Source organism: Heliorestis convoluta (assembly GCF_009649955.1).
GTDB lineage: Bacteria > Bacillota > Desulfitobacteriia > Heliobacteriales > Heliobacteriaceae > Heliorestis > Heliorestis convoluta.
Genome location: NZ_CP045875.1, coordinates 720,360 through 743,802, shown reverse-complemented (window position 1 = coordinate 743,802; position 23,443 = coordinate 720,360). Strand labels below are relative to the sequence as shown.

22 protein-coding genes and 1 pseudogene are annotated in these 23,443 nt (G+C 41.7%); 22 read left to right on the top strand and 1 reads right to left on the bottom strand.

Going from position 1 to position 23,443, the window contains the following annotated elements; translation table 11 throughout:
- Position 1 precedes the first annotated feature (1 nt).
- From FTV88_RS03420 to FTV88_RS03400, 5 genes are all read left to right on the top strand, one after another.
- Positions 2-187 carry a 4Fe-4S dicluster domain-containing protein gene (locus FTV88_RS03420; protein WP_153724417.1) on the top strand — a complete coding sequence of 62 codons (186 nt, stop codon included), beginning with the start codon at positions 2-4 and terminating at the stop codon, positions 185-187.
- Between the two features lie 129 nt (positions 188-316).
- Complete coding sequence (locus FTV88_RS03415) at positions 317-712, top strand: response regulator (protein ID WP_153724416.1); 396 nt, start codon at positions 317-319, stop codon at positions 710-712.
- 37 nt (positions 713-749) lie between these two features.
- Positions 750-1,502, top strand: a complete 753-nt coding sequence (locus FTV88_RS03410) for an N-acetylmuramoyl-L-alanine amidase (RefSeq protein ID WP_207707905.1) — start codon at positions 750-752, stop codon at positions 1,500-1,502.
- Positions 1,503-2,006: 504 nt separating this feature from the next.
- The gene (locus FTV88_RS03405; protein WP_243137439.1) at positions 2,007-2,924 is read left to right on the top strand and encodes a polysaccharide deacetylase family protein; all 918 of its coding nucleotides are present in this window, start codon (positions 2,007-2,009) and stop codon (positions 2,922-2,924) included.
- A gap of 159 nt (positions 2,925-3,083) precedes the next feature.
- Entirely contained in the window at positions 3,084-4,265 is a 1,182-nt protein-coding gene (locus FTV88_RS03400) for a PP2C family protein-serine/threonine phosphatase (RefSeq protein WP_153724413.1), read from the top strand.
- Here FTV88_RS03400 and FTV88_RS03395 read toward each other — a convergent pair.
- A complete protein-coding gene (locus FTV88_RS03395) occupies positions 4,246-4,608 on the bottom strand; it encodes a hypothetical protein (protein WP_162007879.1) in 363 nt (120 codons plus the stop codon). The genes FTV88_RS03400 and FTV88_RS03395 overlap by 20 nt on opposite strands.
- A gap of 497 nt (positions 4,609-5,105) precedes the next feature.
- Here FTV88_RS03395 and FTV88_RS03390 point away from each other — a divergent pair, with 497 nt between their 5' ends.
- The 17 genes and pseudogenes from FTV88_RS03390 to FTV88_RS03310 all read left to right on the top strand — a co-directional run bounded on the left by FTV88_RS03390 (position 5,106) and on the right by FTV88_RS03310 (position 23,347).
- On the top strand, positions 5,106-5,744 hold the full coding sequence (locus FTV88_RS03390; protein ID WP_243137284.1) for a GNAT family N-acetyltransferase: 639 nt from the start codon (positions 5,106-5,108) through the stop codon (positions 5,742-5,744).
- Positions 5,745-5,780: 36 nt separating this feature from the next.
- The gene (locus FTV88_RS03385) at positions 5,781-6,437 is read left to right on the top strand and encodes a CBS and ACT domain-containing protein (RefSeq protein WP_153724410.1); all 657 of its coding nucleotides are present in this window, start codon (positions 5,781-5,783) and stop codon (positions 6,435-6,437) included.
- Positions 6,430-7,602, top strand: coding sequence for an acetoin utilization protein AcuC (locus FTV88_RS03380; protein ID WP_153724409.1), 1,173 nt, complete (start codon positions 6,430-6,432; stop codon positions 7,600-7,602). The genes FTV88_RS03385 and FTV88_RS03380 overlap by 8 nt, the downstream gene beginning before the upstream one ends.
- An 88-nt stretch (positions 7,603-7,690) precedes the next feature.
- Complete coding sequence (locus tag FTV88_RS03375) at positions 7,691-9,595, top strand: YgiQ family radical SAM protein (RefSeq protein ID WP_438266904.1); 1,905 nt, start codon at positions 7,691-7,693, stop codon at positions 9,593-9,595.
- Positions 9,596-9,659: 64 nt separating this feature from the next.
- Positions 9,660-10,997 carry a 30S ribosomal protein S12 methylthiotransferase RimO gene (rimO, locus tag FTV88_RS03370; RefSeq protein WP_153724408.1) on the top strand — a complete coding sequence of 446 codons (1,338 nt, stop codon included), beginning with the start codon at positions 9,660-9,662 and terminating at the stop codon, positions 10,995-10,997.
- Entirely contained in the window at positions 10,981-11,532 is a 552-nt protein-coding gene (pgsA, locus tag FTV88_RS03365) for a CDP-diacylglycerol--glycerol-3-phosphate 3-phosphatidyltransferase (protein WP_153724407.1), read from the top strand. The genes rimO and pgsA overlap by 17 nt, the downstream gene beginning before the upstream one ends.
- A 157-nt stretch (positions 11,533-11,689) precedes the next feature.
- Positions 11,690-12,205, top strand: a complete 516-nt coding sequence (locus FTV88_RS03360) for a hypothetical protein (RefSeq protein WP_153724406.1) — start codon at positions 11,690-11,692, stop codon at positions 12,203-12,205.
- Positions 12,202-13,698: an AAA family ATPase gene (locus FTV88_RS03355; RefSeq protein WP_153724405.1), complete on the top strand. Its 1,497-nt coding sequence runs from the start codon at positions 12,202-12,204 to the stop codon at positions 13,696-13,698. Before FTV88_RS03360 ends, FTV88_RS03355 begins: the two co-directional genes overlap by 4 nt.
- Before the next feature lie 162 nt (positions 13,699-13,860).
- Positions 13,861-15,114, top strand: coding sequence for a competence/damage-inducible protein A (locus FTV88_RS03350; RefSeq protein ID WP_243137282.1), 1,254 nt, complete (start codon positions 13,861-13,863; stop codon positions 15,112-15,114).
- 41 nt (positions 15,115-15,155) lie between these two features.
- The gene (locus tag FTV88_RS03345; RefSeq protein WP_243137280.1) at positions 15,156-16,778 is read left to right on the top strand and encodes a DEAD/DEAH box helicase; all 1,623 of its coding nucleotides are present in this window, start codon (positions 15,156-15,158) and stop codon (positions 16,776-16,778) included.
- A gap of 45 nt (positions 16,779-16,823) precedes the next feature.
- Complete coding sequence (locus tag FTV88_RS03340; protein ID WP_162007878.1) at positions 16,824-17,576, top strand: DUF881 domain-containing protein; 753 nt, start codon at positions 16,824-16,826, stop codon at positions 17,574-17,576.
- Positions 17,576-18,304, top strand: a complete 729-nt coding sequence (locus tag FTV88_RS03335) for a DUF881 domain-containing protein (protein WP_153724403.1) — start codon at positions 17,576-17,578, stop codon at positions 18,302-18,304. Before FTV88_RS03340 ends, FTV88_RS03335 begins: the two co-directional genes overlap by 1 nt.
- An 87-nt stretch (positions 18,305-18,391) precedes the next feature.
- Entirely contained in the window at positions 18,392-19,420 is a 1,029-nt protein-coding gene (gene recA, locus FTV88_RS03330; RefSeq protein WP_153724402.1) for a recombinase RecA, read from the top strand.
- Positions 19,417-19,914, top strand: a complete 498-nt coding sequence (locus FTV88_RS03325) for a regulatory protein RecX (protein ID WP_153724401.1) — start codon at positions 19,417-19,419, stop codon at positions 19,912-19,914. Before recA ends, FTV88_RS03325 begins: the two co-directional genes overlap by 4 nt.
- A 292-nt stretch (positions 19,915-20,206) precedes the next feature.
- A complete protein-coding gene (rny, locus tag FTV88_RS03320) occupies positions 20,207-21,766 on the top strand; it encodes a ribonuclease Y (RefSeq protein WP_153724400.1) in 1,560 nt (519 codons plus the stop codon).
- A 151-nt stretch (positions 21,767-21,917) separates the two neighbouring features.
- On the top strand, positions 21,918-22,442 hold the full coding sequence (locus tag FTV88_RS03315; protein WP_153724399.1) for a hypothetical protein: 525 nt from the start codon (positions 21,918-21,920) through the stop codon (positions 22,440-22,442).
- Between the two features lie 123 nt (positions 22,443-22,565).
- Positions 22,566-23,347, top strand: a pseudogene (locus FTV88_RS03310) (TIGR00282 family metallophosphoesterase).
- Positions 23,348-23,443: the final 96 nt, after the last annotated feature.

The following is a 23,443-nucleotide window of genomic DNA, read 5'->3' as shown; positions in this document are numbered from 1 at the left end:
ATTGTCCATCGAGGCTTTTATCGTAAAGAATCTTTGTTCTGAATGTGGAGTTTGCTTAAATAGCTGTCCTTTTGGCGCTTTTATGAAAATTGGAGAATCTATTCAAGTTCTAGGGGACCTTTGTCGTTCTTGTGAAGCTTGTGTAGACTGTTGTCAATCGGGTGCCATCGCATTTAAAGCAAAGTAAAGTTAAGTAAAGTAAAGTAAAGCTTACCTTAGCTTTGCCCTATCGCAATTGCAGAATATATATTTTTTGCAAGAACATATAGCCATAATTTTCTTTGTTATCTACCAAACTTAAGAGAAAGAAGAAAAAATGATGGATAGATGGTATGATCAAAAAGAAGAGTCAATCTTAATCGCAGAAGATAGCCCAGTGCAACAACTGTTCTTCCAAAGGCAGCTCAACAAACTTGGCTACTTCAATCTTACTGTCGTTGTGAATGGTTATGAGGCTCTTCAAAAGGCTAAAATAAATCGTTTTTCTATCATCTTTATGGACTGTGAAATGCCAATCCTTGATGGATTTGATGCAACAAAAGAAATTCGTGCTTATGAAGCAGGCTTAGGCAGATACACACCAATTATCGCCATATCCGGACATGACCTAGAGCAAAGTCGTAAATGTATTGAACTCGGTATGGACGATTGTTTGATCAAGCCAATTCGTACAGAAGACCTTCAAGCAATATTAGTCAAACACCTTGCATAGTGAATACTATGTCTTTGAGGTGATGGTTTTGAAGGTTATGATTGATCCTGGACACGGTGGACGCGATCCCGGTGCTATTGGTCCTACTGGTTTGCGAGAATCTGATGTGGCCTTATCAGTTTCTAAAGCTCTTTTTGCATTATTAGAACCAATAGTAAGTTGTCGTTTGACAAGAGAGCGTGATGTTGCTCTAGGCTCAGATGTCAATCGAGACTTACAGGAACGGGTTCGAATTGCCAATGCATATGATGCTTCTGTTTTTATAAGCATTCACTGTAATGCAGCAACGGCTGTAGCAGCAAGAGGAATAGAGACATATTGTTACATGAGAGGTGGTAATGGAGAGAAGCTTGCACAATTGATTCAGAAAAATCTTGTGCAAGCTTTGGGTCTCCTGGATAGAGGTGTAAAGACAGCTTCTTTTTACGTTATCAGGCATACTAAGATGCCTGCTGTTCTTGTAGAGCTTGGCTTTATCACCAACCCCGAGGAAGAAAAGCTTTTACGCGAAAAAAGCTTTCAGCAAAAAGCAGCACAAGCGATTGCTGAAGCGGTTGCAACCCACTTTGGACTTTCTTTACCAAAGGAGAGTGAGATCATGTCTAAGGGACCTTTTCCTGACGTGCCAATGGACCGCTGGTCTGCAAAAGAGATACAAGAGGCTCTAGACCGTGGTATTGTTCAAGGCGACGACAAAGGAAACTTTAATCCACAGCGAGCTCTCACAAGAGAAGAAGGTGTCACTCTCATCAATCGTGCCATTAACTATCTATTATCGCAGCAAAAATGAAAAAGGATCCAGAATCAAGAAAAAACTTATATAAACGAAAGAACCCCGCTAAGCTCTAGGCCTAGCGGGGTTATCTTCGTAGTAGGTGAAAGAGGATTCGAACCTTTTTGAGTACAGGTGCCACTTTCCTGAACTCGTACCATTTCTTCACCTACCACCAGCGCCCTCTAAGGAAGGGAGGGCCAATTTTGGTGCGGATGGCGGGGGTTGAACCCACAGTGGTTATTAGCTAAGAACCGATGCTCCCTGTGAGCAACATCCGCTTGAAGAATTGTACAAGATTTTTATTCATTGGTCAAAGCTTTTTTATTCATCATGAGTAGTTAAGATTCCTTCTTAAAGGTAAAAATTTATCATAATTCAACAGATTAAGGTATTTAAAAGGTGCATTATTCTCTTTCGTTCCTATAACCACCATATGTTCAATTATTATCAATGAGAAATCTATGGCCATATCATTTACAATACAATTATTAGAATGAAAAGGGGGTCGCTTTCTTTTTGATGCAAAATAGATACTCCTGGAAAGTACTGCTAAAAACATTCTGTTTAATGGCATTGCTAATTCTATTTTTTTATGGCCTCTCTGTCTATTCTGCCTATTTTATCTATCACGATGCAGCAGCTCGAGAAAATAGTGCAACCCTGGAAACTCTAAAAACATCTTCCATTTACCAAGAAGAAGCGACAGTCCCTAAAGTCATAGAAGAACTTGATAACAATCACGCGAATATTGTAGAACAAAGAAAGGAAGAATCGCAAGAACTAAAAAGTAAACAAGAAGAAATAGAGACAATCGTAGGTAAGCAGAGTCAAAAAATCGCTTATCTAACTTTTGATGACGGCCCCAGTGATATAACGCCTCGTGTTCTTGATATTCTAAAACATTATCAAATCCCTGCTACCTTTTTTGTGATTGGTAGGCAAGTTGAAAATCATGTCGAAACAACAAAAAGAATCGTTGCAGAAGGTCATGCTTTGGGAAATCATACTTATTCTCATCAATATAGGCAGATATACAGTAGTGTAGAGGCCTTTATGCAGGATTTACAAAAAGCTGAAAATTTACTTGACAAAATCGTACAACAAAGGCCAAGTATCATCCGTGCACCCGGTGGTACACAAGGCAATTTTTCACCAGCATTGGTAAAAAGATTGTTAGAAAGTGGGTATATTATTCACGATTGGAACATCGATGCGCGAGATACATCGGCGCCCCTTGTATCCGCTGCCTATATAGAGAAGCAAGTGTTAGAACAAGCAAAGAACAAAGACTCTATTATCGTTCTTTTTCATGACGGACCTGGTAAAGTAACATTGCCCCAGGCATTGCCTGCTATCATAGAAGGACTTATTCAGGAAGGCTACACTTTCCAAATCATAGACGATACAACAAAACCTGTTGTATTAATGAGGTATTAAGCATAGAGGAAGCACTTTTTACTAAAAAAGTGTTTCTTTTTCTTATTTCAAAAATGCTCAGCGAGCGATGGTGATGTCAATGTTACGTAGCGTATAGGTTTTTCTTGCCATCATGTGATATAATCTATAGGAGTCCCCGTTCAAGGAGGGTAATCTGACATGCTTGATGAAACGAATGAAACAGGAGCTATTATCCTTGTCGTAGATGATGTCGTAACCAATGTAGAGTTAATGCGACTTCAATTGACCCGAGCTGGTTACCAGGTCTTAACGGCCATCAATGGGGAGCAAGCTCTTGAAGTTATCGAAGAGACACTGCCAGATCTGATCCTTCTCGACGTAATGATGCCGGGGATGAACGGATTTGAAGTGTGTGCAAAGCTGAAAGAGGATCCACATACACAATTGATTCCTGTTGTCTTAGTAACAGCGCTTCATGAAGTAGAAGATAGGATAAAAGGCATAGAAGCAGGTGCTGATGACTTTATCAGCAAGCCTTTTAATCGAGTTGAACTGTTAACTCGTGTTAAATCTTTACTTCGTATTCGTAGATTATATCGCCAACTCGAAAAAAGCTATCAGGAAATCGAAGCAAAAAATACCATACTAACAGAAGAGTTGCGTATGGCACGCCATGTACAACAACACCTTTTACCTATGAAATTTCCAACGATGAAGAAGCTTTCTTTTCATGTAGCCTATCATCCTACCATTGAAATCGGCGGTGACTTTTATGATTTTATTCAAGTCAGCGAAGATAAAATGGGGATCTTTGTGTCTGATGTTTCCGGTCACGGTGTATCAGCGGCTATGCTTACAATGGTTATCAGTACCATGATGCGCTCTGTAACACAAGAAGTAAGCGATCCTGGCGAAGTATTAGATCGATTAAATCAACAGTTTGGCAAGATGGTAGATGGTGAGCTTACAGGTACTTTTGTTACTGCTTTTTTCCTCTGCATAGATCAGTCAACGGGGAAAATAACTTTTGCCAATGCAGGCCATCCCAGCCCTCTTTTGATTCGTAGTAAAAGTGGAGAGACCATTCCTTTAGACGGAGAAGGCTTTCCCCTTGGTCTTTTTGACGCAGTCCAGTATGAACGCAAAGAAATCGATATAGGTTCTGGTGATAAAGTGGTTCTTTTTACGGATGGCATTTTTGATGTCGTCAATAAACAGAAACAGTTTTACGGATTGAACACTTTTTTTAAACTGGTCGCAGATCTAGGTCATCTACCAGCAAAAGAGATGACCCAGGCCATTATGCAACAGATTCAATCTTTTGCAGAAGGGGTTCCGCAACCAGACGACATTTGTCTTGTTATTGTTGAATATCTGTAGTATCAGTATTACTACTATCTACGGGAATAGGAATCAGAGTAGGCGCTGTAAAGGTGATATTTTCCAAGGAGCCAATCATCATTGTTCTTTCTCCATATTGAATAGCGACGCGGTCATTCCATTGTAGAGAATGTAGATTCAACGCTGCAGGCGCTATAAAAGTACGGACTTCTCCATTAAGATCTATAAGTATATGGTCTTCCTTTTTCTGCTTGCTGCTTCCAATGTAAATGCCTTCTGCTGTTATTGATTGCCTTGTGTCAAGATACTTGTGATATGTATCAATACTATTAAAGGTTAGATAGGTCAATTGAATCATAAAAAGCAAAAACAGAGCAAGCAATAGAGTTTTTAGTCTCCACAGGCCCCCGCGATGGGTCGGGGGCGTTTCGCCGCCAATTGATAAGTAATTCGAAAAATGAGCAAGGTAAAAGTAGCTCCTAAAGCAATTAGAAATGTAAACAGCAAGTTTTGATAATAGGAACGACTTAAGATAGACCAGTAGGTTGGTTCAGTGGAAAAAGTAGTTAAAAAGGACCATATCAGGGAAGTAACGATCGTTCCAGCGAGAAAGAAAAATAATAAAAGGCTTAGCAAAAACTTTATGGGGTCGACGATAGCGCGTCGCCTTTTTACTCTTCTAAAAGGAGTACTGCTGTTCATCCCTTGATCAGTAGGAAGTCGTCGATAGGACAGTCTAGATACACCTCCTCCATAATGGAATAAAACTGTCTTAAATTTTTCGCTATATCTTTTATTATTTCCTTCTTTGACGAACGATGTCGACAGGCTTTCTATGACACTTGCAATATGAACTGTAAGGCGAAGGTGGGATATGCCATGACCATCGGGTTGAAAGTTCCGAGAACAGAACGTGTTGTGGAGACAAAAGTAGGTAAAGTTTCTGTGGGTGGTCCCTACGCCCCTGGGGAAATTTTGCAGTATACTATGGATGAAGGACTTAGTGCTTTTCGACCTCCTAGTGAGCAAATAGAAGCACTGGCAGAAATCGCAGATTTGCCCAATGGCCAAATTATTCTAGCGCTCTTTGAAGACTTGATCGTAGGCTATGTAACCTTTCACCCTCCTGAAGAATTTGCTCGGTGGGCCAAAAATCAAGTTCCAGGCATGCTAGAGATGGGTGCTATCGAAGTAAGTCGTCAATGGCGCAGTATGGGGATCAGCAGCCTTCTTTTAGATGTTGCCTTTGGGAATCAATCCATGGATGATGCCATTGTTATTGCCACAGAGTATTATTGGCACTGGGACTTAAAAGGCAAAAACATGTCCATCTGGGAATATCAGAAGTTTTTAGAAAAACACTTTGGCCGTATTGGTTTAAAGAGAGTTGGCACCGACGAGCCTGATATTCTAGCCCATCCAGCCAATATGCTAATGGCCCGTATCGGACCACGAGTTCCTCAAGAAACGGTGCTGCTTTTCGAAGAGTCGCTCTATCTAAATCGATGGCTTTTTTGAAGAAGCAGAGAAATAGAAAGGAGGATTTTTTGGAAAATGCTAGTTGAAGAAATTATGGAAAGAAATGTTTATTTTGTAGGCCCTGAAGCAACAGCTTCAGAAGCACTGTTGATTACACAGGAAAAAAGGGTTCGTCATGTACCGATTGTGGAAAGCGGTAAAGTAATCGGTATCTTATCGGACCGCGATCTTCGAGATATTAGCCCTTCTACATTGAGTCCAGAGCAGGATGATCTTTTAGCGACCACAAAAGTAAAAGACATCATGCGCAAGCCGGTCATTACGGTACATCCTTTAGATGCGATGGAAGATGCAGCCAGAATCATCTATGAACATAAAATTGGCTGCTTGCCTGTTGTGCAGAATGATCAACTTGTAGGAATTATCACATCAACAGATATATTACATGCTATCGTCTTAGTCATGGGTGTAGCCCAGCCTGGCTCCCACCTAGAAATTGATGTGCCTGATCAGCCGGGCGCGCTTTTGGAGGTCACCCGTATCATCAAAGAAGGTGGCGCAAATATTATCAGTATCTATATTACGCCAGGTAAAGAAGAAAAGCGTAAAACCATTGTATTGAGGGTTAGTGCCTTTGATACGCGCATGATCATTCATGCCATAGTAGCGGCTGGTTATAAGATGATATTTCCTCAGCCCAAACCGATCTATGAGGAGCGTCCGAATGAATAAGCTACCAAAACTAATTTATTCAAAAGCGTTGCATGATTACAAATTTGGCCCTGATCACCCCTTTAATCCTCTTAGATTAGAACTTACTGTAGATTTAATAGAAAAGTATGGCCTTATACAAGAAGGGCAAATGGTAGAGCCCCAAAGTTGTGCTATAGAAGATTTACTAATGGTTCACCCAGAAAACTTTATAAAAGTTATTGAAAAAGCAAGTCAAGGAAAAGAATCACCGGACTTGTTACAGACCTATGGTTTGGGTACCGATGACACACCGGCTTTTTCTGGTATGTTGGAAGCGACACAAAAAGTTGTCGGTTCTGCCTTAAGCGGTGCAAAAATGATCATGGAAGGACAAACCGATCATGTTTTTGCCATTGGCGGAGGTTTGCACCATGCTCATCGCAATAAAGCTTCTGGCTTTTGTGTTCTTAACGACGCAGCTGTTGCCATTGCGTACCTTCAGCGAAACTACGGGCTCAATGTTGCCTATATTGATACAGACGCTCACCATGGTGACGGTGTACAGTTTATCTTCTATGACGATCCTACCGTTTTAACCATCTCTATTCATGAAACAGGACGCTACCTCTTTCCTGGGACCGGCCAGGTCGAAGAAAGAGGACGATTCGAAGGCTATGGTTTTTCTGTAAATATTCCATTAGAAGCCTACACAGAAGATGATTCATTCATAGAAGTATATGAACAAACCATGGAGCCTATCTTAGAAGCTTTTCAACCTGATATCTTAATTACACAAAACGGTTGTGATGCCCACTATCTCGATCCATTAACTCATTTGGCTATTACAACAAAATCTTTTGAAGTAATACCACGACTTGCACACCGTTTGGCTCATAAATATTGTAAGGGTCGATGGCTCGCTTTAGGCGGCGGTGGCTATGATCACTGGCGTGTAGTACCTCGTGCTTGGACCTTGATTTGGGCTGAAATGAATGAAATTGAATTGCCCGATGAGATCCCCGTTGAATGGCTACAGCGTTGGCAAAAAGAAAGCCCTGTTGCTTTACCATTGCGACTGCGAGATGGTGCGAATGAGTTTCCACCAATACCACGAAGAGAAATCATAACAGATAAGAATAGAGTTACTTTGCGTAGAAGCATTAGAGACGCTGTAGAACTCATTATGAGTAGAAGAGCCTGTTAAGGCAAAGCCGGCCTATAAAGGCCGGCTTTGCTACGTTGTTCAAGCTACTTACGGGGTATGCTAGTCCTAAAGGAGGTCGACATACAACTTGGCAGCACCCTATCTACCCATGTCACAAGAAGAAATGAAAAAGCTAAAGTGGGATCAATGTGATTTTATTATCGTCTCAGGTGATGCATACGTAGACCACCCTAGTTTTAGCGGAGCTATCATTGGACGTGTCTTAGAAAATGAAGGATTTCGAATTGGTATTATTAGTCAACCAGACTGGCGCAATACAAAAGACTTCAAAAAGCTAGGTCGCCCTTACCTGGGATGGCTCATTACAGCTGGCAATATTGACTCTATGGTCAACCACTATACGGCAGCGAAGAAAAAGCGCTCTAACGACGCTTATACAGCAGGTGGGAAAAGTGGACGCCGACCTGATCGAGCCACTCTCGTTTATGCACAGCGATGTCGTGAAGCCTATAAAGAGCCACCGATTATAATTGGTGGCATTGAGGCTAGTTTACGTCGCTTTGCTCATTACGACTATTGGGATGATAAAGTGCGTCGCTCGATCCTTATCGATGCGAAAGCCGATCTTCTCGTCTATGGAATGGGAGAAAAAACAATAATCGCTCTAGCTCATGAATTACAAGAGAGAAGAGCACGAGAAGAAAAGGAACAATCATTTGCTATAGATTTACAAGGACTATGCTATGTAACTGACACTGTTGCAACATTACAGCCCCAGGAAGTAATTACTCTTCCTTCCTATGAAGAAGTAAAAGAAAGCAAAGTGGCCTATGCGAAGGCTTTTCGGTTACAGGAACAAGAACAAAATCCTTACAATGGAAAAATACTACTTCAACAACATCAGGATCTCTTTCTTGTTCAGAATCGCCCTTCCCTTCCGTTAACGACAAAAGAACTAGATGCCATTTATGCGTTGCCTTTCGCACGACAACCTCATCCTAGCTATGCGAACCAAGGTGGTGTACCTGCCCTAGAAGAAGTTGAATTTAGTCTAGCAGCACAACGGGGCTGTTTTGGAGGCTGCTCTTTTTGTGCCCTTACTTTTCATCAAGGCAGAATTATTCAGAGTCGTAGCGATGAATCTCTCGTAGAAGAAGCAAAAGAACTAGTACAAGCTCCGAGTTTTAAGGGATACATTCATGATGTCGGTGGACCAACAGCCAATTTTCGTCAACAAGCATGTAAAAAGCAGGCCAAAGCAGGCGCTTGTCGCCATCGCCATTGCCTTTTTCCAGAGCCTTGTAAGAATCTAGAAATTAATCATGATCACTACCTACAGTTATTGCGTAAACTTCGTCAAATAAAAGGTGTAAAAAAAGTTTTTATTCGTTCAGGATTGCGTTATGATTATTTAATGGCCGATAAAAAAGAGCGACGACGTCGATTTTTAGAAGAAATCTGCCAGCATCATGTAAGCGGTCAATTGAAAGTAGCTCCAGAACATGCATCTCCAAAAGTGTTGCAGTATATGGGAAAACCAAGCATAAAAGTCTATGAAGATTTTAAGAAAGAGTATGAAGAAACGAATCGAAAGCTAGACAAGAAACAATACCTAGTACCCTACCTTATGTCCAGCCATCCCGGTGCAACGCTTCATGAAGCCATAGAGATGGCAGAAAAGATTCGGGATTGGAAATACATGCCCGAGCAGGTACAAGATTTTATACCAACCCCAGGTAGTCTCTCTACATGTATCTACTACACAGGCATCGAACCCAGAACAATGGAACCCGTAACAGTGCCGCGGACTCCGAAAGAAAAGGCATTGCAACGGGCCTTATTGCAGTTTCGCAAGCCCGAAAATTACGAATTAGTCTATCAAGCATTGTGTAGCGCTGAACGACAGGATTTGATTGGCCCAGGCAGCAAAAAGCTGATCAGTCCACCGATGTCTCAAAAATTCAAGAATAGAAAGCTCTTCTCAGATAAAGAGGGGAGAGGAAAAGGGAAGGGCAAGAAGAGAAGACATTAACTTTTGACACTCTTCAACCTATCCTTTATACTTTTAATTTAGTAAGTTGAAAGGTGGAAGGACTTTGGCGATAAAGGTCAATATTACGAGTTTAGGTTGTGCTAAAAACCGTGTAGATACAGAAGTTATGATGGGAATTCTGCGCAACGCTGGATACGACTTTGCCCATCGAGAAGAAGATGCCGAAGTCCATATTGTGAACACCTGTGGCTTTATTCTACCTGCCAAAGAAGAATCGATTGGTAGGATTTTAGAGCTGGCTGCATTGAAGCAAACAGGACCTTGTCGAGCCTTACTCGTGGCAGGTTGTTTATCACAAGGTTACTCCTCTGATCTGGCCAAAGAATTGCCAGAAGTTGATATATTTTTGGGGCCTGGTGAAGTCCCCCAAATTGCTGATCTAGTTGCAAAAGCATTATCCGGTCAGAAACTCAAGCAAGTTGGTCAACCTGACTATCTTTACGATCATAATACACCTCGACTTCTTACAACACCTTTTCACTATGGCTATCTTAAAGTGGCCGATGGTTGCGACAATCAATGTAGTTACTGTTCCATCCCTAGTTTACGAGGTTCCTTTCGATCTCGAAGTGAAGACTCTATCATTGCAGAAGCGCAGACACTCCTTCAACGAGGTGTGCAGGAAATACTGTTGATTGCACAAGACACGACACGCTACGGTCTTGATCGGTACGGTTCCTATCGTCTTCCACAATTACTTAAAAAGTTCAAAGAAGTGGAAGGATTGCAATGGTTACGTCTTATGTACTGCTATCCCAATCACTTTACACCGCAAATTATAGAAGCCATGGCCGCTGATCCAAGAATTTGCAAATATGTTGATTTACCATTGCAACACAGTCACGATGACATTTTACAAGCAATGAATCGCCGAGGAACACAAAAAGAAATTAAAAAGTTAATTCAGTCACTGCGCGAACAATTGCCAGGAATTGCGATTCGGAGTACTTTCATTGTAGGCTTTCCGGGAGAAGAAGAAGAACACTTTCAAGCCTTGTTAGAATTTATGGAAGAAATGCGTTTTGATCGAGTTGGTGTTTTTACATATTCGCAAGAAGAGAGAACACCAGCGGGAAAGCGACACGATCAAATTCCAGAAGAAGTAAAAGAAGAAAGATTTCATCGAGCAATGGCATTGCAACAAGAAATTTCACTTTCTATTCAAAAAGAGTGGATTGGGAAGACTGTCAAAGTGCTTATTGAAGAAGAAGTGGAGCCAGGGCGCTATCGAGGTCGTAGCGAAAGGGAAGCTCCTGAAGTAGACGGATTTATAGAATTTTCAGGAACTGGTTTACTGCCGGGACAGTGGGCAGCTGTAAAAATTACTGCTGCAGAGCACTATGATCTGATAGGAGAAGTGCTTCATGAATCTGGCCAATAAAGTTACCTTAACAAGGATCCTCTTTGTTCCACTGTTTATGATTATTTTACTAATTCCAGAGATTCCGTATCGTCAATATCTTGCCGCAGTCGTCTTTATCATTGCTGCAGCGACGGACGGCTTAGATGGCTATATTGCTCGCTCGAGAAAACAAATTACTCGTCTGGGACAATTTATGGATCCCTTAGCAGACAAATTACTTGTATCGGCTGCCTTGATTTCACTTGTTGAGCTCGGTAAAATATCGGCCTGGATTGCTGTTATCATCATTGGCCGAGAATTTGCTGTAACAGGTTTACGAGCCATTTTAGCTGCTGAAGGACAGACTGTTGCGGCAAGCAATCTAGGTAAATTAAAGACAGTCTTTCAGATCATTACAGTAGTAGTGATTCTGATAGACGAAGCCCTAAGTATCGTAATCCCTTTGCCTATCTCACAAGTCATCCTCTACTTAGCCGTTATTTTCACCATTTGGTCTGGTGTTGACTACTTTAGGAAAGCCAAAGGTATTTTACAGAACCGTCTGGAGACATGATGTTTTCAGACGGTTTTCTTATTTACCAGTCCTTTACTAATGAAATTTCCAATTAAAATCCTTATAATCACTATATGAATAGTAGATATAGAAAGAAGCCTTTGCGACTTTATGGCACAATATTTTTTGCTTTGTTGATTAGAGAGGAGAAAGATAGATGGGGAAGAAAATACTACGAATCGGTGCTGTCGCTTTGGTAACACTGGCTCTACTCTGGGGTAGCCACCATCTCTATGAGCGATATGTCTTGGAAAAGCCTTTTCATGAAAGAGTAACAACGATTTTGCCTGACGCTGTGGTAGAACATCGTAAAGAAGGTGCTACGACTTTTGTCAAAGTGGAAAGCAAAGAAATTGATGATCTTAGTGAAATACATCAAGAAATCTACAAAATAAGCAGAGAATACCTTGGAGAAGGCGTAAAAATTGTCTTTGTAGACAATCCTGATCAAGAGTTACAACAATTGTGGAAAGAAATACAGTTTCCTTTATACCAGGGATTGGCCACTGGAAACTACCAAGATATGCATCATGAAATCAAAGCGATGATTGAGCCAACCGGTTTTTCCTATGTCGTTACCTTAGATGCAAAACATCTCTACCTTCAAGTAGAGAATGAGGAGAGCTATCTCTATCGAATTATTGCGAGAGAAAAAGGCGGTGATCTATCATGAACCAGGCCGAGAAGAAAAGTTGGCTAGAAGAAGCTGTCATGGGTGTCTTACTGGCTCTAACTCTTTTTCTAAGCTATAAATTGATGTCGCCCCTTCCACTGATTTTGGCCGGTATTTCGGCTATGATCTATATGATCTGGCAACAAAAACAAAACGCTACCCAAGGAATTGGTGATTACAAAGCCGAATCTTCTTTTTCCTTCGAAGAAATTGGAGGACAAAAAGTAGCGAAGAAAGAACTATCGGAAGCGCTTGACTTTATGGTACAAAGCCAGGCCGCTGATGAGCTAGGAATCCGACCCTTAAAGGGAATTTTGCTTTGTGGACCACCGGGAACAGGAAAGACATTGCTAGCCAAAGCAGCGGCTACCTACACCAACAGTGTCTTTTTAAGTTGCTCTGGCAGTGATTTCATTGAAGTCTACGCAGGTGTGGGTGCCAGCCGAATTCGAAATCTTTTCAACAAAGCAAGAGATAAAGCGAAGAAAAGCAACAAAAAAGGTGCTGTTATTTTTATCGACGAGATTGATGTACTCGGTGCCAAGCGAGGAGCCAATCGAGGTCATATGGAATATGAGCAAACTTTGAACGCCTTACTTGTTGAAATGGATGGACTGAAAACGCATGAATCAATCCAAATCTTAATTATAGGTGCCACAAACCGACCGGACTTGCTAGATCCGGCCTTGTTGCGTCCAGGACGCTTTGATCGACAAATTCAAGTCGATTTGCCAGATAAAGAAGGTCGGGAACACATTCTCAACATTCATTTGCGCAACAAGCCTGTCTCGGACGACGTCAATCTTGCCATGTTGGCAAAAGAGACAGTCGGCTTCTCCGGTGCGCAACTAGAAAGCGTTTGTAATGAAGCAGCAATTTTATCATTGCGACAAGGTAAAAAAACAATTAACTTTGAACAGCTTAAAGAGTCTATTGAAAAAGTATTGTTAGGTGCGGCAGGCGATCGCAAAGCAATAGAAGAAGAGCTCTGGCGTGTGGCTGTTCATGAAACAGCCCATGCATTAGTGAGTGAATGGGAACGACCTGGTTCGGTAGCTCGATTGACCATTTCACCACGTGGACGAGCCCTAGGCTACCTTCGTCAAGTACCGCCAGAAGAAAAAGTTCTAGAAACAAAATCTGATATGATCAGTGCCATTCGTGTCGCTCTAGCAGGCCTTGTGGCAGAGGAAGAAATTCTTAACCAAGGTTCTAACGGTGCCCGTCAGGATTTGACCATGGCTTCTCAGATGGCGCAGCAAATTGTCCTTTCTGGACTATCTGACATTGGACCGAGCGGTGCTGCCGAACTGCCTGAACAAGTACGTTTTCAGGAATTGCAAAAAATCTTAGATCGAGAGAAAAAAAATCTACAACAAGCCTTGAAAAGTCAGCGTGATACTGTGGAAAAAATGGCGCGTTTGCTTCGTGAACGAGAAAGCTTATCAGGAGATGAGTTCCGACAAGAAATGGAACAACAAATGACGGCCTAAATCGAAAGAAAAAGCCCTGCTCTTTTATTAGATATAAAGAGCAGGGCTTTTCAGATTTTAATAAGCAGGAATTGACATGGTTTTGGCGAAAATGGATATTTTATGAGATGATACAACGGTTAAGAACTTCATAGTGTATTGAAAAAGATGTAAGTGGGTGTTATGATGATAAGCGCTGAAATTGTCTCTACAGGAACAGAGCTGCTGTTAGGACAAAGTATAAATACCAATGCTCGCTATCTCTCTGAAAGGTTGGCTGCTCTGGGAATTTGTTGTTATTTTCAGACAACCGTAGGCGATAACCCCGATAGAATTCGACAAGTTCTTGAAAATGCCATGAGTCGTGCTGATTTAATTATTACGACAGGTGGTCTAGGTCCGACTATGGATGATTTGACAAAAGAAGTGGTTGCCGAACTTTGCGGCCGTTCCTTGCAACTTCACGAGCCTACTCTTCATCATATAGAATCATTTTTTCAACGTCGTGACCGTATCATGCCAGATAACAACAAAAGACAAGCTCTTATTCCTGAGGGCTCCATCATTATTCCCAATCACTTAGGGACAGCACCTGGTGTGATTCTTGAAGAAGGTACAAAAACCTTTGTACTCTTACCAGGTCCTCCTAGTGAGATGGAACCCATGTTTGAAGAGACAGTTAAGCCCTACTTAACCATGAAGACAGAGATTGATCCAGGTCTTCTCCATTCTCGCGTCCTCAAGGTTGTTGGACCGGGAGAATCGGTGGTAGAGGAAAAACTCCGCGATTTGCTTCTGCAACAGAGCAATCCTACCATTGCTTTGCTGGCCAAACAACGAGGTCTCCATATTCGACTAACCGCTAGAGCCAAAACAAAAGTAGACGCAGAAGCACTCATAAAAGTAACAGAAGCAAAGATTGTCAAGAGGCTTCATCCTTATATATATGGTTTCGATCAAGAAACTTTATCAGGTGTAGTCGGTCAATGTTTGCTTCAACGAGGCAAGAAGTTAGCTCTAGCCGAATCCTGTACCGGTGGATTGATTGCTCACGAGATCACCAATGAAGCAGGTTCCTCGGCATACTTTCTCTTAGGTGTTACGGCCTATGATAACAGTGCGAAAAAAGAACTACTTGGTGTCGAAGAAAAGATTCTCCAAACCTATGGCGCTGTCAGTGCAGAAACAGCGCTGGCTATGGCGCAAGGCGTACAAAAAATATCCGGTGCATCCATTGCAATGGCCGTTACAGGCATTGCTGGACCCGATGGAGGAACGGCAGAAAAACCCGTAGGATTGGTATATGGCGCACTTGTCGATGGAGCCTATTGTGAAACGAAAGAGTTTCGTTTTGTTGGTGACAGGAAAGCGATCAAAGAGCGAACAGCAACGGCCGTGCTAAACTGGTTACGATATCATCTACAGGAGTCGTCGTAACAACTACAATGAAATATTGATGATTGAAAGGGTGCATCGTATTGACATTCCAACAAAACTCCAGCACAGAGGAACAGACAAATATAGAAAAGTTCGGAGATATTAACTTAAATAAAAAGGTTTTAAAAGCGATTTCCGATATGGGCTTTGAAGAACCATCACCAATTCAAGCAAAAGCGATTCCTTTTATTTTAGAAGGAAAAGATCTAATTGGACAAGCGCAGACAGGTACTGGTAAGACTGCAACTTTTGGTATCCCAATGGCAGAAATGATGGATACTTCTGACAGCAGAGTGCAAGCCCTTGTGCTCTGTCCAACAAGAGAGTTAGCCATTCAGGTAGCCCAAGAAGTAAGTAAGATTGGTCGATTGAGCAACTTGAAATCGCTGCCTGTTTATGGAGGCCAATCGATTGAAAGACAGATTAGAGCGTTGCGTCATGGTGTACAAGTTGTCATTGGCACACCAGGTCGAATTCTCGATCACATCAGTCGAAAAACCTTGCGCTTGAACAATGTGCGCATGGTGATTCTTGACGAAGCGGATGAAATGCTTGACATGGGCTTTATTGATGATATTGAAGCAATCATTAATGAAACACCAGAAAACAGACAAACCTTGCTCTTTTCAGCAACCATGCCAGGACCGATTCAAAAATTAGCTCGTCAATACATGAAAAATCCTGAATTTGTCACCATTTCAAGAGACAAATTGACAGTCCCCTTGATCGAACAAGTTTACTATGAGTGTAAAGAGTCACAGAAAGTAGATGCTCTTTGTCGGGTTCTTGACATGGAGGAAATTGGAGCTGCTATTATTTTCTGTAGAACCAAGCGTGGCGTCGATGAACTCGTAGCGTCCTTAGAGACTCGAGGCTTCTTTGCCGAAGGTTTGCATGGTGACTTAACACAAGCACAGCGCGATCGAGTGATGAAAAAGTTTCGTGATGGCAAAGCAGAACTTCTTGTTGCGACTGACGTAGCAGCACGAGGTATTGATGTTGAAAATGTTACGCACGTTGTCAACTACGACATTCCACAAGATCCAGAATCTTACGTTCACCGCATTGGTCGTACAGGGCGAGCAGGACGGAAAGGCATCGCCATGACGTTGATTAATTATCGAGAGTATCGTCAACTTAAGCTCATTGAAAGAGTAACCAAAGCAAGAATTCAGCGGCGCGATCTTCCTTCTATGGCAGACATTGTAGAAAGACATAAAGAATCACATAAAAGTAAGCTTGTTAAGCTCCTAGAAGGTGGTCACTTCGGTGAATACAAAAGCATTATTAGTGAGTTAGCCGATGAATATGATCCAATGGAAATTGCGGCAGCCACTTTTAAACTTTTAGTAGAAGGGCCAGAAGCAGAAAAAGAAGAAACGTCCAGAGAAGCTTCTGAATTTGGCAATACTGGCGCAGAACCCGGTATGGTTCGACTCTTCATGAACATTGGACGTGGACAAGGTGTAAGGCCTCAAGACATCGTCAGGACAATTGCTGAAGAAGCAGGAATTCCTGGCAATGTAATTGGTGTTATCAACATTTACGATAAATTTACCTTCGTAGAAGTGCCTGAAGATGTAGCCGGTCGTGTTCTCGGTGTGATGCATCAGAATATGATCAAAGGTCGTAAGATTAGTGTAGAACCAGCCAAAGCAAGATAAGGAATAGAATTACTCATAGTTCCAGGGAGGTGAGAGGCTTTGCAATTGAATCAGCGTGTACAAGCGATCATCATCGCAACGGTCATATGCTTTTTTGTTGGTTTTTCATTAATGGTACAATGGCGAACGCAGGCAGAGATAACCAAAGCGGCAGAAGGGTACTCTGTTGATGAACTAACATCGAAGCTGATTCAGATAGAACAATCGAAAGATGCTTTGAGTGCACAAATCATGGAACTTCGTGCGCAACTCAATCGCTACCGAGAAGGCGAAGACTCTCGACAAGCCCTGGAACAAACCCTAGAAAGGACCCGTCTTGATGCTGGTTTTGTCGCACTAGAAGGACCTGGTGTAATCATAACACTTGATGATAGCCCCCTAGCACAGGATTTTCAGTTCTCTAGCTTGGACAATTTGAACGATTACTATATTCACGATTGGTATTTACGAGAGCTAGTTAACGCCTTATGGACAGGTGGAGCAGAAGCCATCGCGATTAATCATCAGAGGTTAATTAGTACGTCTGAAATTTTTTGTGGTGGAACAACTATTTTTGTAAATCGTGACTTTATAACACCGCCTTTTGTCATTAAAGCTGTTGGAGATCCAAAGAACTTATCGGCTTCTGTTAATATGGTATCCATATCGTTAATGCTTCGAGATTATCGGCAACGTTATGGGATTACCTTTGATGTTCTACCTAGTGAAAAACTAGAGATTCCGGCTTATCGTAGTGATATAAGATTTCGGTATGCTAGAACCATGACCGATCTAAGTCAAGAGTCGGTGGCAAGATAATGAAAATGTCTGTAAAAATGAAATGGAAAAGATGGCAAGTAGCGGCTACGATTGTCGCCTTAACCCTTGGTATCTTGCTTACGACACAGTTTAACACAGCAACGCAGCTTGCTCAGGGACGAACCGAACTGATTGAGCGGCAGAAGGCGCTGGAGGAACTGTTAGAAAAAGGCGAAAGCGAGAGAATGGAACTAGAAGAAGAGATCAGTCGATTGAAAGCAGAAGTTGAAAAGTATGAAGCTGTGGCCAAAGGTTACGTAGGCACCGGTATTTCTACAGAAATTGATCGACTGAGAATTTTGACAGGGTATGCCAGTGTAGAAGGTGCAGGAATTCGAGTCACCTTAGATACAAAGCAAGCCACACTTTTTCCTTTAGACATTATCGATCTGATGGAACTGGTCAATATACTACGCTATGCAGGTGCTGAAGCCATTGCTGTCAATGGCCAGCGGATCATTGCTAACTCAGAAATCTATGTATCAGGAAAAAATATTCTGATCAATAAGACGCCCATTAGCAGTGATCGAGATCAGATCTATGTTATTGATGCCATTGGTCCGCCTGATCAACTTAGTGATGTACTACAAGTGACGGATGGTCTCGTCAATAGCTTGAAAGAAAGAAAAATCGATATCAGAATTGCTAAGCAAAATACGGTAGAAATTCCTGCCTATGCTGGTTCTTTTCGATTTCGCTATGCCAAGCCTTTGACACAAACGCCATGATTCAAACAGGGATTGACAAGTTATTACAGGAAAGGTATATTCAAAGCAAATAACCTTTGTCTGTTATGTGAAATAAGGAGGAAGATCATGGCTGGTGATAAATTACAAGCTCTTCAACAAGCCCTGAACAACATTGAGAAAGCTTTTGGCAAGGGATCGATTATGCGTTTGGGAGAGGCATCGGCCCGCTTAACCGTAGAAGTGATCCCGACTGGATCTATTGCACTCGATATGGCCTTAGGAGTTGGCGGTGTTCCTAGAGGGCGAATTGTAGAAGTTTACGGACCTGAGTCTTCTGGTAAAACGACCGTTGCCCTACATATCATTGCAGAAGCACAAAGAGCAGGCGGCTTGGCTGCTTTTATTGATGCAGAGCATGCCCTTGATCCTGCCTATGCTCGAAATCTTGGTGTTGATATAGACAATCTGTTGGTCTCTCAGCCTGATACAGGGGAGCAAGCTTTAGAAATTGCAGAAGCCCTTGTTCGTTCTGGTGCAGTCGATATTGTTGTGGTTGACTCTGTAGCAGCGCTTGTTCCAAAAGCAGAAATTGATGGTGAAATGGGCGACACCCATGTGGGATTGCAAGCTCGATTGATGTCACAAGCTTTACGGAAGCTTACCGGTGTCGTATCAAAATCAAGAACTTGCTGTGTCTTTATCAACCAGATTCGCGAAAAAGTGGGAGTCATGTTCGGCAATCCTGAAACAACACCAGGTGGACGGGCTCTAAAATTCTATTCTTCAGTCCGCTTAGAGGTACGCAGAGTTGAAACAATCAAGCAAGGATCTGATATGATTGGTTCTCGTACTCGTGTAAAAGTTGTGAAGAACAAAGTGGCGCCACCTTTTAAGCAAGCTGACTTTGACATTATGTATGGTGAGGGAATTTCTCGAGAAGGCAGTCTCTTGGACATAGCTGTAGAAATGAACATAATAGACAAAAGCGGTGCGTGGTACTCTTATAAAGGTGAACGACTCGGTCAAGGACGAGAGAATGCGAAAGAATTCTTAAAGAAAAATCAAGAACTGACCATAGAAGTTGAAAGAATCATTCGAGGTCAACCGATTCATCCTGTAGATGGAACCGTTGAAAGTGAACCGGCAGTCCAATGACACATTTGTCTTATGAAGAGAGCTGGAAAAAAGCTCTCTTCTGGCTTTCAAGACGTTCTTTAAGCACACAAGAATTAAGAGATCGTCTACGGCGAAAAGGAGCCAAAGCAGAAGATACTGAAGAAATTATAAAACGGTTTATCGATCTCGGTTACCTTGACGATCGTCGTTTTGCTCGTTCTTATACTCGATATCGCAAAGACTGTTCTTCTTATGGCTCAATGCGAATTCAACAAGAGTTGAACAGAAAAGGTATTCAAGGAGCCTTATGTGAAGAAGCATTAGAAGAATGTTTATCACCTGAAGAAGAGTATGAAAGAGCGAAAAAAGTAGCCTATATAAAGCTTCGTGAGCTCTACCGCAAAGAAGTAGATCAAAAAAGCGCCAGACTGGGTCGACATCTACAACAAAAAGGTTTTCCTTTAGAATTAATATATCGACTTCTCGATGAATTAAAAAAAGAAGAGCCATTGATTCAAGAGCAGAAAACTTGACATGATATATGAAAAATATTAAAATAACGCAGTAGACGGAAACTTACAACGTAGAGTATCAAGCCACAAGTAGGGCTTTTCTTATATATTTCATTCAGCAGCAAAACCCTTATAGCAAGGTGGAGTCGCATAAGTAACCAGGCAAGGGGCTGTGTGGTAGTATAAGGACATAGGCGCCAGCGGTTTTAACCGATTGATAGTTAAAGCTGTATTTCAATGTGGACAGATATCTCTTCGAAACCGAGTTTCTGCTCGGTTTTTTCTGTTTAATTAAACAAAGATCATCGAAGATATGAGCCAAAACAGAGGAGGTGACGAACTCTTGGAATGGATAGTAGCCATTGTAACAGCCGTTCTCGGCTTTGTGGCTGGCGTAATGTATCGCAAGTCGATTGCAGAAGCTAAAATCGGCGTTGCTGAAGAACGTTCTCGCCAGATTGTAGAAGATGCAGTAAGAGAATCGGAAGCGAAGAAACGGGAGGCCGTACTAGCTGCCAAAGACGAAGTTCATCAGATGCGATCAGAAGCAGAACGAGAGAATCGCGAACGACGCAATGAACTACAACGTCTAGAGCGTCGACTGTTACAAAAAGAAGAGTCTCTCGATCGCAAAATGGATATGATGGAACGCAAAGAAGACTCTTTGCACCGTCGCGAAGAAGAGATAGAAAAAGTTCGTAGTGAACTTGCTGATACCTTGCAACAACAAATTGCTGAACTAGAACGCTTATCAGGTTTGACATCAGAAGAAGCACGCACTTTCTTACTTGCTAACGTAGAAGAAGAAGTGAAGCATGAAGCAGCTATGATGATCAAAAATGTTGAAAGTCAAGCCAAAGAAGAAGCAGAGAAAAAAGCAAGAGAAGTTATATCTTTAGCGGTTCAACGCTTCGCAGCCGATCATGTAGCCGAGTCAACTGTTTCTGTAGTTGCACTGCCTAATGATGAGATGAAAGGTCGAATTATTGGTCGAGAAGGTCGTAACATTCGTACCTTAGAAACACTGACAGGCATTGACTTAATCATTGATGATACACCAGAAGCTGTCATTTTATCGGGCTTTGATCCCATTCGTAGAGAAGTCGCTCGTATGGCTTTAGAAAAGCTTATTCTTGATGGACGTATTCACCCAGCTCGAATCGAAGAAATGGTTGAAAAAGCACAACGAGAAGTGGAACAGAGAATTCGTGAAGAAGGCGAACAAGCTACTTTTGAAACAGGTGTACATGGCCTGCACCCTGAACTGATTAAGCTTTTAGGTCGTCTAAAATGGCGTACCTCCTATGGACAGAATGTATTGAAGCATTCTATCGAGGTGGCTCACTTAGCAGGCTTAATGGCAGCAGAACTTGGTGCTGATGTATCTTTAGCTCGACGAGCTGGATTGCTTCATGACATTGGTAAAGCTGTAGACCATGAAGTAGAAGGTAACCACGTTAGCATCGGTGTTGATCTGGCCAAGAAGTATCGAGAGTCTCGTGATGTGATTCATTGTATTGCAGCCCATCATGGTGATGAAGAAGCTTACACTGTGGAAGCGGTCTTAGTTGCAGCTGCCGATGCTGTTTCAGCAGCACGTCCAGGCGCTCGAAGAGAAACACTAGAGTCATATATTAAACGTTTGCAAAAATTGGAAGAAATCGCCGACTCTTTTGAAGGCGTTGAAAAGGCATTTGCAATCCAAGCGGGCAGAGAGATCCGCATCATGGTGAAGCCTGACAAGGTGGAAGATGCTGACTCAATCCGTGTAGCCAGAGATATAGTAAAGCGTATTGAAGCAGAACTTGAATATCCTGGACAAATTAAAGTGGTTGTTATAAGAGAAACGCGTGCTGTAGAATATGCCAAATAGATTCCAAAAAGGAAAGTCGATCTCATTTTTGATCGACTTTCCTTTTTTGATAATACTTGCACTATAAAAGATAATGGCGAAGTAACAGGATTTTTATTATTTTTGTAGAAAGTCTTTCTAAAGCTAAACGGAGCAAGGAAGGTGACGATTGTTGAATATAACGACAAAACAAAATGAAGAAATGAAAGGTACCACCGGTCTCCTTGTATCAATTCTTGCTCGTTATCCTGAAGTTGGAACAGTAACATACGATCCTCTAAAGCGCATTATAAAGTTTTCTTTTCTTTTACAAGAAGAAGTAGAGATCAAAAGAATGGAAGCCTGTACTTCTCTTATGCAGGAGGCTTTGCTTACTTTCCATAAATTAGAGTACAGACAACCAGATGTTTTATTTGTAAAGTATGAGAACAATGTACCACTAGCGAGTCTTTATATACATCGTGACGTAGAAAGCCTTTCTCTTCATGAGATTGCTTTGATTGTAGAGCTTCTTAAACAACAGGTAGGATCAATTTGTTTCTTAGAAAAAGAATTGAATGATACATTGCATGAAGATGAGATATTATGGCAAGAAGAAATGATTAGCAGTCTACTAGAAGATTTACGAGGTATAGAATCAACACAATCGCTCTACGCTTTTCGTGAAGAAGGTCGAGTGATGGTTTTTAACTGCTAGTAGAAAATGTTCTGCTTTTTAGGGGGAAACTGTGATTAGAGAAACACAGTTTCTTTTCTTTCTTTTTCCATTATCTTGAGGTCCAAATAACTTTTACTAGCATATACGAGTGGAGGCTACAGTGTGCGACTTTTATTTATAGGTGATATTATTGGGAAACCAGGTCGAAGAGCGATAGAACTTCTGTTGCCTAAGCTAATCAAGGAACGAAAGATTGATTTTGTGATTGCCAATGGTGAAAATGCAGCTGGAGGCAATGGTATAACAAAAGAAATTGTGCACAATCTTTTTGACCTCGGCGTTAATGTGATAACCATGGGAAACCATACCTGGGACAAAAAAGAAATTTTTGATTTTATTGATAGTGAGCCTAGGCTCATTCGTCCAAACAACTACCCCATTGGAACACCTGGTCGGGGTTGGGGCGTTTTTTCTTTACCGAATGGGAAAAAAATAGCTGTCATCAACTATTGTGGTCGTGTTTTTATGGATAATCTTGATTGTCCTTTTCATAGTGTTGGTCGAATCTTAGAAAGCTTGATGGGCAAAACAGACTATGTTTTTGTTGATTTTCACGGCGAAGCACTTCAGAAAAAGTTGCCTTTGGTTGGCATTTAGCAGGGCGTGCATCTGTTGTTGTAGGAACCCATACCCATGTTCAAACGGCCGATGAAAGAATTTTACCAGGTGGAACAGCCTATATCACCGATGTTGGTATGACAGGGCCTAGAGACTCTGTTATTGGTGTAAAGAAAGAGTTAGTCTTAAGAAAGTTTTTGACATCCTTGCCTGTACGCTTTGAGACTGCCTCGGGAACTTTGCAATTATGTGCTGTTTTAACGAATTTGGGTGAGAAAGGAAAAGCGAAGGACATAGAACGGATAAACCTGACCATAGAGCCTTAATATGGCAATTTTGGCGATTGAAAAAAAGGATTTTTCGTGTTACTGTAGAAATATACAATAGTGGAAATTGAAGAAAATTATAACATTCAAGGAGGC